This window comes from Raoultella sp. T31 (assembly GCF_002806725.1).
In the GTDB taxonomy this organism is placed as follows: domain Bacteria; phylum Pseudomonadota; class Gammaproteobacteria; order Enterobacterales; family Enterobacteriaceae; genus Klebsiella; species Klebsiella electrica.
Window position 1 is genome coordinate 1 of record NZ_PIBO01000039.1, and the last position, 16,401, is coordinate 16,401.

At 55.4% G+C, this 16,401-nt stretch carries 19 protein-coding genes and 1 other annotated feature; of the genes, 10 read left to right on the plus strand and 9 right to left on the minus strand.

What is annotated here, in order from left to right:
- Nucleotides 1-58: 58 nt before the first annotated feature.
- Nucleotides 59-2,161: an elongation factor G gene (gene fusA / locus CWM52_RS20980; RefSeq protein WP_100685858.1), complete on the minus strand. Its 2,103-nt coding sequence runs from the start codon at nucleotides 2,159-2,161 to the stop codon at nucleotides 59-61.
- 240 nt (nucleotides 2,162-2,401) lie between these two features.
- Between fusA and CWM52_RS20985 the strand changes: the two genes are divergently transcribed.
- Complete coding sequence (locus CWM52_RS20985) at nucleotides 2,402-2,701, plus strand: ArsR/SmtB family transcription factor (RefSeq protein ID WP_100685859.1); 300 nt, start codon at nucleotides 2,402-2,404, stop codon at nucleotides 2,699-2,701.
- 105 nt (nucleotides 2,702-2,806) lie between these two features.
- Here the strand turns inward: CWM52_RS20985 and CWM52_RS20990 are convergent, their stop codons facing one another.
- The 4 genes from CWM52_RS20990 to CWM52_RS21005 form a co-directional block, all read right to left on the minus strand.
- Nucleotides 2,807-4,165, minus strand: coding sequence for an APC family permease (locus CWM52_RS20990; protein WP_165785421.1), 1,359 nt, complete (start codon nucleotides 4,163-4,165; stop codon nucleotides 2,807-2,809).
- A complete protein-coding gene (gene yoeI / locus CWM52_RS27185) occupies nucleotides 4,155-4,217 on the minus strand; it encodes a membrane protein YoeI (protein WP_098949253.1) in 63 nt (20 codons plus the stop codon). The genes CWM52_RS20990 and yoeI overlap by 11 nt, the downstream gene beginning before the upstream one ends.
- A 235-nt stretch (nucleotides 4,218-4,452) precedes the next feature.
- Complete coding sequence (locus CWM52_RS21000) at nucleotides 4,453-5,343, minus strand: LysR family transcriptional regulator (RefSeq protein ID WP_100685861.1); 891 nt, start codon at nucleotides 5,341-5,343, stop codon at nucleotides 4,453-4,455.
- A 37-nt stretch (nucleotides 5,344-5,380) separates the two neighbouring features.
- Complete coding sequence (locus CWM52_RS21005) at nucleotides 5,381-6,205, minus strand: SDR family oxidoreductase (RefSeq protein ID WP_100685862.1); 825 nt, start codon at nucleotides 6,203-6,205, stop codon at nucleotides 5,381-5,383.
- Nucleotides 6,206-6,380: 175 nt separating this feature from the next.
- Between CWM52_RS21005 and hisL the strand changes: the two genes are divergently transcribed.
- The 9 genes from hisL to hisIE all read left to right on the plus strand — a co-directional run bounded on the left by hisL (nucleotide 6,381) and on the right by hisIE (nucleotide 13,637).
- On the plus strand, nucleotides 6,381-6,431 hold the full coding sequence (hisL, locus tag CWM52_RS21010; RefSeq protein WP_004899375.1) for a his operon leader peptide: 51 nt from the start codon (nucleotides 6,381-6,383) through the stop codon (nucleotides 6,429-6,431).
- Nucleotides 6,407-6,529, plus strand: a sequence feature (His leader region). (Overlaps the previous gene by 25 nt.)
- A gap of 47 nt (nucleotides 6,530-6,576) precedes the next feature.
- On the plus strand, nucleotides 6,577-7,476 hold the full coding sequence (gene hisG, locus CWM52_RS21015; RefSeq protein WP_100685863.1) for an ATP phosphoribosyltransferase: 900 nt from the start codon (nucleotides 6,577-6,579) through the stop codon (nucleotides 7,474-7,476).
- 56 nt (nucleotides 7,477-7,532) lie between these two features.
- Nucleotides 7,533-8,837 (plus strand): histidinol dehydrogenase, encoded by a 1,305-nt coding sequence (gene hisD, locus CWM52_RS21020; protein ID WP_100685864.1) that lies wholly within the window; start codon nucleotides 7,533-7,535, stop codon nucleotides 8,835-8,837.
- Nucleotides 8,834-9,895: a histidinol-phosphate transaminase gene (hisC, locus tag CWM52_RS21025; RefSeq protein WP_100685865.1), complete on the plus strand. Its 1,062-nt coding sequence runs from the start codon at nucleotides 8,834-8,836 to the stop codon at nucleotides 9,893-9,895. Before hisD ends, hisC begins: the two co-directional genes overlap by 4 nt.
- Nucleotides 9,892-10,959 (plus strand): bifunctional histidinol-phosphatase/imidazoleglycerol-phosphate dehydratase HisB, encoded by a 1,068-nt coding sequence (gene hisB, locus CWM52_RS21030; RefSeq protein WP_100685866.1) that lies wholly within the window; start codon nucleotides 9,892-9,894, stop codon nucleotides 10,957-10,959. Before hisC ends, hisB begins: the two co-directional genes overlap by 4 nt.
- Nucleotides 10,959-11,549, plus strand: a complete 591-nt coding sequence (hisH, locus tag CWM52_RS21035) for an imidazole glycerol phosphate synthase subunit HisH (protein ID WP_015583936.1) — start codon at nucleotides 10,959-10,961, stop codon at nucleotides 11,547-11,549. Before hisB ends, hisH begins: the two co-directional genes overlap by 1 nt.
- The gene (gene hisA, locus CWM52_RS21040) at nucleotides 11,549-12,286 is read left to right on the plus strand and encodes a 1-(5-phosphoribosyl)-5-[(5-phosphoribosylamino)methylideneamino]imidazole-4-carboxamide isomerase (RefSeq protein ID WP_100685867.1); all 738 of its coding nucleotides are present in this window, start codon (nucleotides 11,549-11,551) and stop codon (nucleotides 12,284-12,286) included. Before hisH ends, hisA begins: the two co-directional genes overlap by 1 nt.
- Entirely contained in the window at nucleotides 12,268-13,044 is a 777-nt protein-coding gene (gene hisF / locus CWM52_RS21045; RefSeq protein WP_100685868.1) for an imidazole glycerol phosphate synthase subunit HisF, read from the plus strand. Before hisA ends, hisF begins: the two co-directional genes overlap by 19 nt.
- Complete coding sequence (hisIE, locus tag CWM52_RS21050; protein ID WP_004864532.1) at nucleotides 13,038-13,637, plus strand: bifunctional phosphoribosyl-AMP cyclohydrolase/phosphoribosyl-ATP diphosphatase HisIE; 600 nt, start codon at nucleotides 13,038-13,040, stop codon at nucleotides 13,635-13,637. Before hisF ends, hisIE begins: the two co-directional genes overlap by 7 nt.
- A 102-nt stretch (nucleotides 13,638-13,739) precedes the next feature.
- Here the strand turns inward: hisIE and CWM52_RS26895 are convergent, their stop codons facing one another.
- The 4 genes from CWM52_RS26895 to CWM52_RS21060 form a co-directional block, all read right to left on the minus strand.
- Entirely contained in the window at nucleotides 13,740-14,009 is a 270-nt protein-coding gene (locus tag CWM52_RS26895; protein ID WP_227521323.1) for a hypothetical protein, read from the minus strand.
- Nucleotides 13,981-14,280, minus strand: coding sequence for a hypothetical protein (locus CWM52_RS26900; protein ID WP_227521324.1), 300 nt, complete (start codon nucleotides 14,278-14,280; stop codon nucleotides 13,981-13,983). The genes CWM52_RS26895 and CWM52_RS26900 overlap by 29 nt, the downstream gene beginning before the upstream one ends.
- Nucleotides 14,281-14,376: 96 nt before the next feature.
- Nucleotides 14,377-14,748 carry an acyltransferase family protein gene (locus CWM52_RS26905; RefSeq protein WP_227521325.1) on the minus strand — a complete coding sequence of 124 codons (372 nt, stop codon included), beginning with the start codon at nucleotides 14,746-14,748 and terminating at the stop codon, nucleotides 14,377-14,379.
- Nucleotides 14,749-15,083: 335 nt separating this feature from the next.
- Entirely contained in the window at nucleotides 15,084-16,394 is a 1,311-nt protein-coding gene (locus CWM52_RS21060; protein WP_100685869.1) for a glycosyltransferase family 2 protein, read from the minus strand.
- Nucleotides 16,395-16,401 lie beyond the last annotated feature (7 nt).

A 16,401-nucleotide genomic window follows, 5' to 3' on the forward strand; every position in this document is an offset into this window, starting at 1 on the left:
CGTTGTTTAGCCTGTAGCCCGGGTAAGACGCTGTGCGTCGCAACCCGGGGACGTTTCTTTAGCTTTTAGCGCGGCTGGCAATAATCGCTTCCGCTACATTGCGCGGGGCTTCCGCGTAGTGATGGAACTCCATACTGTAGGTCGCTCGGCCCTGCGACATTGAGCGCAGCGTGGTAGAATAGCCAAACATTTCAGCCAGCGGAACATCGGCGCGGATAATCTGGCTACCGAAGCGCTCTTCCATCCCCTGCACCATGCCACGCCGCGAAGAGAGATCGCCCATAATATTCCCGGCATACTCTTCCGGGGTTTCCACCTCTACATGCATCACCGGTTCGAGAATCACCGGATCGGCTCTGCGCGCCCCCTCCTTGAAGCCGAAAATCGCCGCCATGCGGAAGGCCATTTCCGATGAGTCGACATCATGATACGAACCAAATGTCAGGGTCGCTTTGACATCGACAACCGGATAACCTGCCAGCACGCCGGTGCCCATCGCTTCACGCAAGCCTTTCTCCACCGAAGGAATGTACTCGCGCGGCACCACCCCGCCTTTGGTTGCGTCTTCAAACACAAAGCCGCTCCCCGGCGCCAGCGGTTCGAGGGTCAGCACAACATGGCCATACTGCCCCTTCCCGCCGGACTGACGGACAAATTTCCCCTCCACCTCTTTCACCGTTTTGCGCAGTGTCTCGCGGTAGGTGACCTGTGGTCGACCGATATTGGCCTCCACGCCGAACTCGCGCTTCATGCGATCGACGATAATTTCCAGGTGCAGTTCGCCCATCCCGGAGATAATCGTCTGCCCGGACTCCTCATCAGTATGCAGACGGAACGACGGGTCCTCAGAGGCCAGGCGCTGTAGGGCAATCCCCATTTTCTCCTGATCCGCTTTGGTTTTCGGCTCAATCGCCAGCGAAATCACCGGTTCCGGGAACTCCATCCGTTCGAGGGTAATCACCGCGTCCGGATCGCATAGCGTGTCGCCGGTGGTGACATCTTTCAACCCGACACAGGCGGCAATATCCCCGGCATGCAGCTCATCCACTTCGTGGCGATCGTTGGCATGCATCAGCACAATACGCCCGATACGTTCTTTTTTCCCTTTGACCGGATTGTAGACCGCGTCGCCTTTTTTCAGGGTGCCGGAATAGACGCGAATAAAGGTCAACTGGCCAACGTACGGGTCAGTCATCAGTTTAAACGCCAACGCCGAGAACGGTTCGTCGTCGCCAGGATGGCGCTCCGCCGGCAGCCCTTTCTCATCAACGCCCTGAATCGCCGGAATATCCAGCGGTGACGGCATCAGTTCGATCACCGCATCCAGCATCCGCTGCACGCCTTTATTTTTAAAGGCGCTGCCGCACAGCACCGGCTGAATTTCGCCGCTGACGGTACGTTTACGCAGCCCGGCCACGATATCGGCCTCGCTCAGCTCGCCGCTCTCAAGATATTTATCCATCAGCTCATCGGTGGCTTCCGCTGCGGCGGAGACCATTTTTTCTCGCCACTGTCGGGCGGTTTCCAGCAGGTCGTCCGGCACCGGCGCGTAGCTGAAGGTCATCCCCTGGGTCGCGTCATCCCATAAAATGGCGCGCATTTTGATGAGATCGACCACGCCGGTGAAATGTTCCTCGGCGCCAACAGGGATAACGATCGGTACCGGATTCGCCTTCAGGCGATCAATCATCATCTGCACGACGCGGAAGAAATCGGCGCCGGGGCGGTCCATTTTATTGACGAAGGCCAGCCGCGGAACGTGATATTTATTCGCCTGTCGCCACACGGTTTCCGATTGCGGCTGCACGCCGCCGACGGAGTCATAGACCATCACCGCGCCATCCAGCACGCGCATTGAGCGCTCCACCTCAATGGTGAAATCCACGTGGCCCGGGGTGTCGATAATATTGATGCGATGTGGCTCGAAACTACGGTCCATGCCGGGCCAGAAGCAGCTCACCGCAGCGGAAGTAATGGTAATTCCGCGCTCTTGCTCCTGCGCCATCCAGTCAGTGGTTGCCGCGCCATCGTGTACTTCCCCCAGCTTGTGGCTCATTCCGGTGTAAAACAGAATGCGCTCGGTGGTGGTGGTTTTACCGGCATCGATATGCGCGGAGATACCGATGTTGCGATAACGTTCGAGAGGGATGGGTCGGGGCATGATGCGTCCTTAGTCATTTTGACTGTCAGTAAGCGGCCAGAGTGTGCCGCAGCGTGGTTAACTGCCGCTATCATAGTACAACTGTACGAGTATATTCGAACTATTTTTACTATCACTGCCATTGGTGAAACGACGGCTGGCACGCGTAGCGTTAGACCTTCAGTTTGGATATATTACCCGGCAGCCGCCGATACGGGCTGCGACTCCCGGGAGCCGCACAACCGCCGACACAGGAATATTATGATCGCCAATCACCCCGAACGTGAACACATTCGCCTGGAAAATGTGCTTTTTGCCCTTGGTAACCCGATGCGCCTCGAGATCGTTCGCATCCTGGCCGATGGCAGCGAGCAGAGCTGCAACGCGCTGCGCCATGAGGATGTCGCCAAGTCGACGATGACCCACCACTGGCGCGTCCTGCGCGATAGCGGCGTCATCTGGCAGCGCCCCCAGGGGCGGGAGAATATGATTTCTCTGCGTCGGGAGGATCTCGACGCGCGCTTTCCTGGACTGCTGGATGCGCTTCTGAAGGTGATGTAGGAAGGGGTTATTCGGGCTGTCGCGCGGTCAGGTCGCGGACTCCCGAGGACAAAAACAAAAAGCCGGAGGTTTCCCTCCGGCTTTTTTCATCACTGCGGGCGAGGATTACGCCACGTCTTCGTACTGCGGTACCGGGTTGCGGAAGCTTTTGGTCACGCAGGCCAGGTACACCAGACCAATACCGCCCCAGATCAGACCCAGAATCATGGAGCTCTCTTCCAGGTTAATCCACAGCGCGCCTACGGTCAGGGCGCCGCACACCGGCAGGATCAGGTAGTTAAAGTGGTCTTTCAGCGTCTTGTTACGCTTTTCACGGATCCAGAACTGGGAGATAACCGACAGGTTAACGAAGGTAAATGCCACCAGCGCGCCGAAGTTAATCAGCGCCGTCGCCGTCACCAGGTCGAATTTAATCGCCAGCAGCGCAATCGCGCCAACCAGCAGCACGTTCCATGCCGGAGTACGCCATTTCGGGTGTACATAGCCGAAGAAACGAGTCGGGAACACGCCATCGCGGCCCATGACGTACATCAGACGAGAAACGCCCGCATGCGCGGCCATGCCGGAAGCCAGTACGGTCACGCTGGAGAAAATCAGCACGCCCCACTGGAAGGTTTTACCCGCAACGTACAGCATAATTTCTGGCTGCGATGCGTCCGGATCTTTAAAGCGCGAGATGTCCGGGAAGTACAGCTGCAGGAAGTAAGAGGCACCGATGAAGATCAGGCCGCCAATCAGCGCAGTCAGGAAGATAGCCTTCGGAATCACGCGCTCAGCGTCTTTGGTCTCTTCAGACAGCGAAGAGATGCCATCGAAGCCCAGGAACGAGAAGCACAGGATGGTCGCACCGGTAATCATCGGCACCACGTGCGCCCCTTCAGACCAGAACGGACGAGTGCTGGTCAGTGTGCCTGCGCCTTCGCCGTGCATCACGCCGTAGATAATCAGGCCGACAATCACCGCCACGATACCCATCTGCAGGATAACGATCAGGGTGTTGAAGTTCGCCACGGTCTTGATGCTGCGCAGGTTAGAGATGGTCATAAAGGCCACCAGCGCGACAACGAAGATCCACGAAGGAACAGAAGGCACCAGCGCTTCAAAGTAAATTTTCGCCAGCAGAATGTTGATCATCGGCATGAACAAGTAGTCCAGCAGCGACGACCATCCCACCATAAAGCCCACCGCCGGGCTGATAGATTTCTGGGCGTAGGTGTAAGCGGAACCCGCTGACGGGAAACGACGAACCAGTTTACCGTAGCTCAGTGCCGTAAAGAGAATCGCGACCAGGGCGAAGGCGTAAGCCGTCGCGACGTGGCCGTCGGTCAAACCAGAGACGATACCAAACGTATCGAACAGCGTCATCGGCTGCATATAGGCCAGGCCCATCATTACAACCGGAATCAACGTAAGCGTTTTACGTAATTCCACGCGAGAGGTTTTTGGAGTAGCGTTATGCGACATAGTTATCCCCTTTTACGGCGAAGGCCAGCGCGTAAGCAAAAAATTGCCCCATTTTTTCTATTCCTCAGCGACAACGACTGTCGGTTTTTAGTAAATATCTATCCGGTACGAAGCCCGGCCTCTTGGTATTGAATGATGTGTCTTGAAAACAAAAAAATAACCGACTCTTCAAAAAAGAGTCGGTCAATTTCCATTTTTTCAGGCCGCGTATTTTGCAACATTTACTGGCCAGATGACAAGATGTTGAGACGGCAAATCAACGTCATGCTTATCTAAAAGATTAATATTCATACGATTTTAATATCATAGATCGTATGGATAGCATTATTTGCTAAAATTTCGCTACGCCACCACGCGCAAGAAAGTCCGGCGGCGTCTTCATTCCAGCCAAGCCATGCCCGATGCGCAGGTAACGGCGAGGAGACCTCTTTTTCTATCAGCTCGCCGCTCTCCAGCTGAGCCTGTACCAGATACCTTGGCACATACCCCCATCCCAGCCCCGCGCTAATCAACATCAGCTGGCCGGCAAAATCGTACGTCACAAGGCTTTCCTGATCGTCAACCGGCGGCCATTGCTCCCCGCAGACGATGGCCCGATAGTGTTTCATCGCCCGCCAGCTTAGCGGTGCCGCCATTTTTGCCAGCGGATGCTGCGGCGCGATAACAAAGATGTGCGCCAGCTCGCCCAGCGGGCTAAACCCATAGCCGACGAGCGCCGGCGGGTCGCCTGATACCCCCACAATGATATCCGCCCGTCCTTCCACCAGCGCACTCCAGCCGCTGGCCGGTGCCTCGCGGACAAAACGCAGCCGGGCGGCGGTATGCTGCTGATAGAACCGGCTCACCAGAGGCGCCAGTAAAAAAAAGGGGAACGTGCTATCCACCGCCAGCACCAGCGCATTTTCCCAGCCCTGATGCAGTTTAATCGCCTGTTTTTCCAGCTCGCGGACGGTATGCAGAACTTCGCGCCCCTTTTCCAGCAGCATCTGCCCGGTGGGAGTAAAGCGCGCCCGATGACCGCTGCGATCAAGCAGTTGAATATTGAGATCGCTTTCCAGTTTATGAATGGTGTAGCTCAGCGCAGAAGGCGTTTTGTACAGCTTTGCCGACGCGGCGGCAAAGCTCCCCTCTTTTTCCAGCGCATCCAGAATGACGAGGACATCCAGCAGTGGTTTCATCGCCGCCCCCTTAGGTTCGCGATTTCCCGCTGGCGGATTACTCCATCGGCATCACCAGCGGATCGGGGTACTGATAATCAAACCCCAGTTCATAGCAGATACGGTTACCATCAATCAGTTTTCCGCTGTCGCCGTTTGGGCTGTCGGCAAACACCGGCGCAGGCAACCCAAGTTCACGGGCCATTTGCGGGTAGAACACGCCGCGTGCCGGATGTTTGGGCGCACATATATTATAGATGTGTCCACCCTTCGGAGCCTGCAGCAGGAGCTCGATAGCCGAAATAACATCCTGCAGGTGTACCAGGTTTACGCCGTGCTGACCGTCCGGCGCGGACTTCCCGGCAAAGAAACGCCCGGGATGGCGAGAGGGCCCCACCAGCCCGGCCAGACGCAAAATATCCACCGAGGTGCCCGGAAGGTTATGCAGCCAGTCCTCCAGCTCTTTTAGCACCCTGCCGCTGGCGGTTTGCGGATCGCGCGGCGAATTCTCTTTTAACATCCCGCTGGCATTGCCGTATACGGAAGTGGAACTGGTAAAGACGATCCGCGGGATATGGTAGGCCAACGCCGTGTCGACAAGCTCCTGTACCGCCTGCAGATAAAAATCTTCCCCCGGCCCGCTGCGACGAGCCGGCAGCGTAATCACCAGCGCATCCACATTCATCAATGCATCCAGATCTTCGGCATCGCAGACCAGCTGCGGCTCCAGGCGTAACGGATAGCTTTCGATACCGCACATCCTCGCCGCCTCCACGCCGTCCTGGGTGGTTTTGCTGCCGGTAACCTGCCATCCCCGCGCGCTCAATGACAAAGCGAGCGGCATGCCCAGCCATCCTAAACCGACAATTGCGACCTTTTTCATACCTGGCTCCTGACTCTTTCGCTGTGCTGACTTAAGGCTACGCCAGCCAGCGGCAACTGACAATTTCTTCAGTGAAGATGAAATGAATTAATGATGGTAAAAAGCCCTTGCTTTCTGCGCTTGAAGTGGTTTAGGTTAAAAGGCATCAAATGCATAGTCATTCAAAGAGAATTTTATGAACCGCGTTCAATTTAAACATCACCATCATCACCATCATCCTGACTAGTCTTTCAGGCGATGTGTGCTGGAAGACGTTTAGATCTTCCAGAGGTGCATGAGCGCGAATAGAGCCCCCGGAAGATTTACTTCCGGGGGCTTTTTTTTGAACCAAATTCGGACAGATTCAGACAGGTATTAAGAGGAAAACAAGAATGTTAGACAACAGCCGTTTACGCATAGCTATTCAAAAATCAGGCCGCCTGAGCGAAGATTCACGCGAATTACTGGGCCGTTGCGGCATTAAAGTGAATTTGCACACCCAGCGTCTGATTGCGCTGGCGGAAAATATGCCCATCGACATTCTGCGTGTCCGCGATGACGATATCCCGGGCCTGATTATGGATGGCGTAGTGGATCTGGGCATCATCGGCGAGAACGTGCTGGAAGAAGAGCTGCTGAGCCGCCGCGCTCAGGGTGAAGACCCGCGCTATTTTACTCTGCGTCGTCTTGATTTTGGCGGCTGCCGCCTGTCGCTGGCCACTCCGGCAGATGAGGCCTGGGACGGTCCGTCATCGCTGGACGGCAAACGTATCGCCACCTCCTACCCGCACCTGCTGAAGCGCTACCTCGATCAGAAAGGTATCTCCTTTAAATCCTGTCTGCTGAACGGTTCCGTTGAAGTCGCCCCGCGCGCTGGCCTGGCCGACGCGATTTGCGACCTGGTCTCCACCGGCGCCACCCTGGAAGCTAACGGTCTGCGCGAAGTGGAAGTGATGTTCCGCTCTAAAGCCTGCCTGATCCAGCGCGATGGCGAAATGGCTGATGCCAAACAGCAGTTAATCGACCGCCTGCTGACCCGTATTCAGGGGGTGATTCAGGCGCGCGAATCCAAATACATCATGATGCACGCCCCGACCGAACGTCTGGAAGAAGTGGTGGCCCTGCTGCCTGGCGCTGAGCGCCCGACCATTCTGCCACTGGCCGGTGACAAACAGCGCGTTGCCATGCACATGGTCAGCAGCGAAACCCTGTTCTGGGAAACCATGGAAAAACTGAAAGCGCTGGGCGCCAGCTCCATTCTGGTACTGCCCATTGAGAAAATGATGGAGTAATCCACGGGGAACAGGCCCGACGGGCCTGTCTCAGAGATTAGACAGGGGAAACGACCATGAGCTTCAATACCATCATCGACTGGAACAGCTGTAGCGCCGAACAGCAGCAGCAGCTCTTAATGCGCCCGGCGATTTCTGCCTCCGACACCATCACCCGCGCGGTGGCGGACATTCTTGATAACGTCAAAAACAATGGCGATGCGGCGCTGCGCGAGTACAGCGCAAAGTTTGATAAAACCGATGTCAAAACGCTGCAGGTCAGCGAAGAAGAGATTGCCGCTGCCGGCGCCCGCCTCAGCGATGAGCTGAAACAAGCCATGGCGGTCGCGGTCAGCAATATCGAGACCTTCCACAACGCGCAAAAACTGCCGGGCGTGGATGTGGAGACGCTGCCGGGCGTGCGTTGCCAGCAGGTGACCCGCCCTATCGCCTCCGTCGGCCTCTATATTCCCGGCGGTTCTGCGCCGCTGTTCTCGACGGTGCTGATGCTGGCGACGCCAGCGCGCATCGCAGGTTGCCAGCAGGTGGTTCTGTGTTCGCCGCCGCCGATTGCCGATGAGATCCTTTACGCGGCCCAGCTTTGCGGCGTGCGCACAATCTTCAACGTCGGCGGCGCTCAGGCCATTGCCGCACTGGCTTTCGGCACCGAGTCGGTGGCGAAAGTCGATAAAATCTTTGGCCCGGGCAACGCCTTTGTCACCGAGGCCAAGCGCCAGGTCAGCCAGCGTCTGGACGGCGCGGCGATCGATATGCCGGCGGGACCGTCAGAAGTGCTGGTGATTGCCGACAGCGGCGCGACGCCGGACTTTGTCGCCTCCGACCTGCTTTCCCAGGCGGAGCACGGCCCCGATTCGCAGGTGATCCTGCTGACCCCGGATGCGGCGATGGGTGAACAGGTCGCCCGCGCCGTTGAGCGCCAGCTGGCGGCGCTGCCGCGTGCGGAAACCGCCCGCGAAGCGCTCTCGGCCAGCCGGATTATCGTGGCCCGCGACCTCGCCCAGTGCGTAGATATCTCCAACCAGTACGGCCCGGAGCACCTGATTATCCAGACCCGTCAAGCCCGTGAACTGGTTGACGACATTACCAGCGCCGGTTCGGTGTTCCTCGGCGACTGGTCGCCGGAATCCGCCGGTGATTATGCCTCCGGCACCAACCACGTGCTGCCGACCTATGGCTATACCGCCACCTGCTCAAGCCTGGGACTGGCGGATTTCCAGAAACGAATGACCGTGCAGGAGCTGTCGCGCGAAGGCTTTGCCTCCCTCGCCTCGACCATTGAGATCCTCGCCGCCGCCGAGCGCCTGACCGCCCACAAAAATGCCGTTACGCTGCGCGTTGCAGCCCTTAAGGAGCAAGCATGAGCATCGAAGATTTAGTCCGCGCCAACGTGCGTGCCCTGACGCCGTATCAGTCTGCTCGTCGTCTGGGCGGCAAAGGCGATGTCTGGCTGAACGCCAATGAATTCCCGACCGCCGTCGAATTCCAGCTAACTCAGCAGACGCTGAACCGCTATCCGGAATGCCAGCCGAAGGCAGTGATTGAGAACTACGCGCAGTATGCCGGGGTTAAGCCCGAGCAGGTGCTGGTCAGCCGCGGCGCCGATGAAGGTATCGAACTGCTGATCCGCGCCTTCTGCGAGCCGGGACAAGATGCGGTGCTCTACTGCCCGCCAACCTACGGCATGTACGGCGTCAGTACCGAAACCTTCGGCGTGGATCGCCGGACGGTGCCGAGCCTGAGCGACTGGCAGCTCGATCTCCCCGGCATCGCCGCCAGTCTCGACGGCGTGAAGGTGGTCTTTGTCTGCAGCCCCAACAACCCGACCGGGCAGGTGATTAACCCGGACGATATGCGCGCGCTGCTGGAGATGACCCGCGGCAAGGCGATCGTCGTCGCCGACGAAGCCTATATCGAGTTCTGCCCGCAGGCGACGCTGGCGGGCTGGTTGAGCGACTATCCGCACCTCGTGGTCCTGCGCACGTTATCAAAAGCCTTCGCCCTCGCCGGACTGCGCTGTGGGTTTACCCTGGCGAACGCCGAGGTGATTAGCCTGTTGATGAAGGTCATCGCCCCCTACCCGCTGTCGACGCCGGTGGCCGACATTGCTGCCCAGGCGCTCAGCGAGCAGGGTATCGCCGCGATGCGCGCGCGGGTGGCGCAGATTCTCGACGAGCGTGAGTACCTGATTAGTCAGCTGCGCGCTATCCCGTGCGTTGAGCAGGTCTTCGACTCCGCGACTAACTATGTCCTCGTGCGCTTTAAAGCGTCCAGCGCGGTATTTAAATCTCTGTGGGATCAGGGCATTATCTTACGAGACCAGAATAAACAACCTTCATTAAGCGGCTGTTTGCGTATCACTATCGGTACCCGTGCAGAGAGCCAGCGCGTGATTGACGCTTTGACTGCGGAGAATGTATGACCCAGAAGTTTCTCTTTATTGACCGTGACGGTACGCTGATTTCCGAGCCACCGGTTGATTTTCAGGTAGACCGCTTTGAAAAGCTGGCCTTTGAGCCGCAGGTGATCCCTGTTCTGCTAAAACTGCAGCAGGAAGGTTACAAGCTGGTGATGATCACCAATCAGGACGGTCTGGGGACCGACAGCCTGCCGCAGGCGGAGTTTGACGGTCCGCACAATCTGATGATGCAGGTGTTTTCTTCCCAGGGCGTCAATTTCGACGAGGTGTTGATTTGCCCGCATCTGCCGGCTGACAACTGTGAATGCCGCAAGCCTAAAACCCAGCTGGTGCTGCCGTGGCTGGCAGAGGGCGTGATGGATAAAGCCCACAGCTACGTGATCGGCGATCGCGCGACCGACATCCAGCTGGCGGACAATATGGGCATCATCGGCCTGCGTTATGACCGCGAGACCCTGAACTGGCCGGCTATCGGCGAACAGCTAACCCGCCGTGACCGCTATGCCCACGTGGAGCGCAACACCAAAGAGACCCAGGTGGATGTCAAAGTCTGGCTGGATCGCGAAGGCGGCAGCAAAATTCACACCGGCGTCGGCTTCTTTGATCATATGCTCGATCAAATCGCCACCCACGGCGGCTTCCGTCTGGAAATTAACGTCGGCGGCGATCTCTATATTGACGATCACCACACCGTAGAAGATACCGGTCTGGCGCTGGGCGAGGCGTTGAAACTGGCGCTGGGCGATAAGCGCGGGATCAACCGTTTTGGGTTTGTGCTGCCGATGGACGAATGTCTGGCCCGCTGCGCGCTGGACATTTCCGGTCGCCCGCACCTGGAATATAAAGCCGATTTTGCCTATCAGCGCGTTGGCGATCTGAGCACCGAGATGGTTGAGCACTTCTTCCGTTCGCTCTCCTATACCATGGCGGTCACGCTGCATCTGAAAACCAAGGGCAAGAACGACCATCATCGCGTCGAAAGCCTGTTCAAGGCCTTTGGCCGTACGCTGCGTCAGGCGATTCGCGTGCAGGGCGATACGCTGCCCTCATCGAAAGGAGTACTGTGATGAACGTGGTGATCCTCGACACCGGCTGCGCCAACCTCAATTCGGTGAAGTCGGCAATCGGCCGTCACGGCTACGAGCCGGCGGTCAGCCGCGACCCGGATGTGGTGCTGCGCGCCGATAAACTGTTTTTGCCCGGCGTCGGTACCGCGCAGGCGGCAATGGACCAGATACGCGAGCGCGAGCTGATTGAGCTGGTGAAAGCCTGCACCCAGCCGGTACTCGGTATCTGTCTCGGCATGCAGCTGCTGGGGCGGCGCAGCGAAGAGAGCAACGGCGTGGATCTGCTGGGCATTATTGAAGAAGACGTGCCGAAAATGACCGATCACGGGCTGCCGCTGCCGCATATGGGCTGGAACCGGGTCTATCCAAAAGCCGGGAACCGTCTGTTCCGCGGTATCGATGACGGCGCTTATTTTTATTTCGTTCACAGCTATGCCATGCCGGTGAATCCTTACACCATCGCCCAGTGCCATTACGGCGAGCCGTTCACCGCGGCGGTACAGAAAGATAACTTTTTTGGCGTCCAGTTCCACCCGGAACGCTCGGGCAGCGCCGGCGCGCAGCTGCTGAAAAACTTCCTGGAGATGTGATGATCATTCCTGCTTTAGATTTAATTGACGGTACGGTTGTCCGTCTCCATCAGGGCGATTACGGCCAGCAGCGCGACTATGGCAACGATCCGCTGCCGCGCCTGCAATCCTATGCCGCGCAAGGAGCCGAGGTGCTGCACCTGGTCGATTTGACCGGGGCGAAAGATCCGGCGAAGCGCCAGATCCCGCTGCTGAAAACGCTGGTTGCCGGAGTGAACGTACCGGTGCAGGTCGGCGGCGGCGTGCGCACGGAAGAGGATGTGGCGGCCCTGCTCACCGCAGGCGTGGCGCGCGTGGTGGTGGGTTCGACGGCGGTGAAGTCGCCGGAAGTGGTGAAAGGCTGGTTTAAGCGTTTTGGCCCGCAGCATCTGGTGCTGGCGCTCGACGTGCGTATCGACGCGGAAGGCAATAAGCAGGTGGCGGTCAGCGGCTGGCAGGAAAACTCCGGCGTGACGCTGGAAGAGCTGGTGGAGAGCTATCAATCCGTCGGCCTGCAGCATGTCCTGTGTACCGATATTTCTCGCGATGGCACCCTGGCGGGGTCCAACGTCTCGCTGTATGAAGAAGTGTGCGCCCGCTATCCGCAGGTGGCGTTCCAGTCTTCCGGCGGCATCGGCGATCTGCAGGATATTGCCGCGCTGCGCGGCACCGGCGTGCGCGGGGTGATTGTCGGTCGCGCGCTGCTGGAAGGTAAATTTAACGTAACGGAGGCCATTCAATGCTGGCAAAACGGATAATCCCCTGCCTCGACGTTCGCGACGGCCAGGTAGTGAAAGGCGTGCAGTTCCGTAATCATGAAATCATCGGCGATATCGTGCCGCTGGCGAAACGCTATGCTGATGAAGGCGCGGATGAGCTGGTGTTCTACGATATCACCGCCTCCAGCGACGGCCGCGTCGTCGATAAAAGCTGGGTGTCGCGGGTCGCGGAAGTGATCGATATTCCTTTCTGTGTCGCCGGCGGAATTAAATCCCTCGACGATGCGGCGCAGATTCTCTCCTTCGGTGCCGACAAGATTTCGATTAACTCCCCGGCGCTGGCCGATCCGACGCTGATTACCCGTCTGGCCGATCGTTTTGGCGTGCAGTGTATTGTGGTGGGCATCGATACCTGGTTTGATGCTGAGAGCGGTAAATATCACGTTAACCAGTATACCGGCGATGAGAGCCGCACGCGCGTGACCCAGTGGGAGACCCTCGACTGGGTGCAGGAAGTGCAGAAACGCGGCGCCGGCGAGATCGTGCTGAATATGATGAATCAGGACGGCGTGCGTAACGGCTACGATCTTGAGCAGTTGAGCAAAGTCCGCGCCGTCTGCCACGTGCCGCTGATCGCCTCCGGCGGCGCCGGCACCATGGAACATTTCCTTGAAGCCTTCCGCGACGCTAACGTCGACGGCGCATTGGCCGCATCGGTGTTCCACAAACAGATTATTAATATTGGCGAACTGAAAGCGTACCTGGCAGCACAGGGCGTGGAGATTAGGGTATGTTAACTGAACAGCTGGACTGGGAAAAAACCGACGGCATGATGCCAGCCATCGTGCAGCACGCCATCTCCGGCGAAGTGCTGATGCTGGGCTACATGAATCAGGATGCGCTGGCGAAGACCGAAGAGAGCGGTAAAGTGACCTTTTATTCGCGGACCAAACAGCGTCTGTGGACCAAGGGCGAAACCTCCGGCAACTTTCTCAACGTGGTGAGCATTACCCCGGATTGCGACAACGACACCCTGCTGGTGCTGGTTAACCCGATCGGCCCGACCTGCCATAAAGGCACGTCCAGCTGCTTCGGCGACGCCGGTCACCAATGGCTGTTCCTGTATCAGCTGGAGCAGCTGCTGGCCGAGCGTAAGCATGCGGACCCGGAAAGCTCCTATACCGCGAAGCTGTATGCCAGCGGTACCAAGCGCATTGCGCAGAAGGTAGGGGAAGAAGGCGTGGAAACGGCGCTGGCCGCGACGGTGCATGACCAGTTCGAACTGAAGAACGAGGCATCGGATCTGATGTACCACCTGCTGGTGCTGCTGCAGGATCAGGGGCTGGATTTGACGGCGGTGGTCGAGAATCTGCGGAGCAGACATAAATAAGTCGATAACGGGAGGGGATTCCCCTCCCCTTTTCTCCGCCGGGCGTTCCCGGCCGCAGCGCAGGAACCCATTAAATACCGCGCAATAAAACGCAACGGAGCATTAGCTTATTTTGGCAATCTGGCGCTTTAACGCGCGATAGAGAGGATAATCGATAAACCGGGCATAAATATAGGCAATGAATATGGCGGCAAATGCCGCTACTGATATTGATACCCAGGCATTTTCAGGGTCGAAAATGAATCCAGAAACAATAACCAGCTCATGCAATAGATACAAAGGGAAACTAATATAGCCGAGAAACAAGAATAAATTAGAGGTGAAAATCCGTTTTATCAACTGATTATCGGGGAGATAATCTATGAACAGCATCGGGATAAACGCCAGGAATAAAAAAATAATCCAGTCGACTGTGATTCATGGCATAAACACCAACGATTGATACCATCGTCGCCGCGCCAATAAAACAGGCCATGAACTTTTCTTTCATCAGACACTTAAAATACTCTGTCTGTGATAAAGAGAAAAACAGTGAACCAATCAGCATAGACAGCATAGCGGTCAGCATTGAGGGTGGTATCCCGGATGGGTATTTATGCCACAGAAAAATAAAGAATAACCCTGCAACAACGGCACGAGTCATATTTCCTAATCGCGTAAAGACCAGAGGGATTAAAAGCGATGCCCAGAACTCAATGCTTATACTCCATGATGGCTCATTAATTAACTTGAAGTCATGTCAGTACAGACCATGAAGAAATAATATATTTTTTAGTATCACAGTAACAGAAAACACATCCGGGCTGGAAACATAGCCGCCATGATGGGCATTATAGTAATAAATGCCGACCATCAGAATGGTCGACAAAAAATGAAGTGGCCATAGTCTGGCAAACCGCGTCAGAAGGTATTTGAAAAAGTTACCCGACGCGTGGGCATAGGTCAGAACAAAGCCGCTCATGATGAAAAAGTACACCACGCACAGATAGGCGCCACTAAATGGTCTGACTTGCGGCCAGCCCATAAAGCTACCAAACATATGGCTGAGCATGACCATGCCCGCCAATATCCCACGAGTGCCATCAATGGCATCAAATCTGTTAACAGACAATCTACACTCCGTAATTCAATGAGTAAAACTACATTCTTTTAGAAAAAAGAATTTATTAGTAATAAATAGAATAGTCATCAATATTTAAAAGTAATTTCCGCCTGGAAATTTTTTAGAAAGGCAGATATTCACGTAAAAAAGAAAACCAGTTACACACATTGAGACATTGCTGCCCCCAGCAAAGACTCAACGAGAAATCGATTACCTGCCAACTAATAAATTATTAATCCAACCGAAAAAGCGCTCCTCAAATCATGTGATAAGGAGCTCTTTTATATAAAAAATAACTTTATAAGGAACCACCCAGAAGGAAACGAAACCCTCTTAACCTTCTGTTAAAACCTTTTAAAAAAGCGTCTTACTACTCTTAGCGGCTGAGTCAACTTCCATGATAAAGAAGAGATTAACTCTTTGTAATGCTGGTAAATTTCATTTAACTCTTGCTGTTTAATCGTCATTTCATGACGCAAAGCATTATTTTTTTCAGTTAACTGATGAATATTTTTTTCCTGTTCAGTCACCCGCTCTTCAATCTCATCTAATTGGGTATGCAATAGCGTATTTTCACTCTTTTGCTCAGCAAACGAGTGTGTAAGCCCCTCAACTTCTTGCTCTAATGTGGCGCTCCTGGCCTGGAAAAACTCAAGCTCTTTCAGGACACGATCTTTAAGGGAGAAGATATACTCTTCAGCAGACAACACGGTGATCCTACGGTATGCGGCGGCGATAAATTCATCATAAAAATCGTCATCCTTAGCATCCAGTGCACCAATAAACTCCTGCACCTGCTGATAAAACGGCTGGAATGTCGGTCCAGAGATCGTGTTTAAATGCCACTCAAGGAAAACGACCGCATAGTTTTTGTAATCTCTGAGGCGTTGCCCCATCATCCCCTGCTGACAGATAAACGTTTTAAGAGCAGCCAGTGCTTCGACAGCACAGTGGTGCGACTCCGCCCTGGTAGCGGACAAGGATTCAGGACGGTTGATGGTATGAGAAATTAGCGTTTCATCTAAGACCGAAATTCGGTTCGCCATAAGCATGAAAGCGCAAACGAAGAAAAGGTCGTTCGTTGTTCTGATTTCCTGAAAACGAAGCTGGTGAGCGGCAATAAGCTGACGTCTGAGAAGTTTGTCCCACGGCCACCAGATAAAGGCGCGGAAAAAATCAGAGGGAATATCCTGGGATGAAAAAACCATAAGATCAGGTAGCAGCTCCTGACGCACGGACCACGGCATCGGGGCATAAACCTGCAAGGCGGGATCAAACGACTGGCTACGACAGATAACGACATCCGCTTGTATATCGATAGCCCGCGCATACATGTGTTCCAGCATCTGGTGTTCAACATGATCGTCGTCATCGAGGAAAATAACGTACTCACCGATAGCGGCATCTAATCCGACGTTTCTCGAACCTCCGCCACCGAGGTTTGTCGCGTTGTTAATCACTCTAATCCGTGAATCAGTTTCCGCTAGCGCAGAGACAATCTCGAAGGTATTATCGTCGGAACAATCATTGACAATAATGATTTCGATGTCGTTCAGTGTTTGAGACAAAACCGTGCTTAAGGTATCTGAAATATATCCAGCAGCATTGTGTACAGGGATAATAACAGAAATAACAATGTTCTTTTTATCAGACATGCTATCA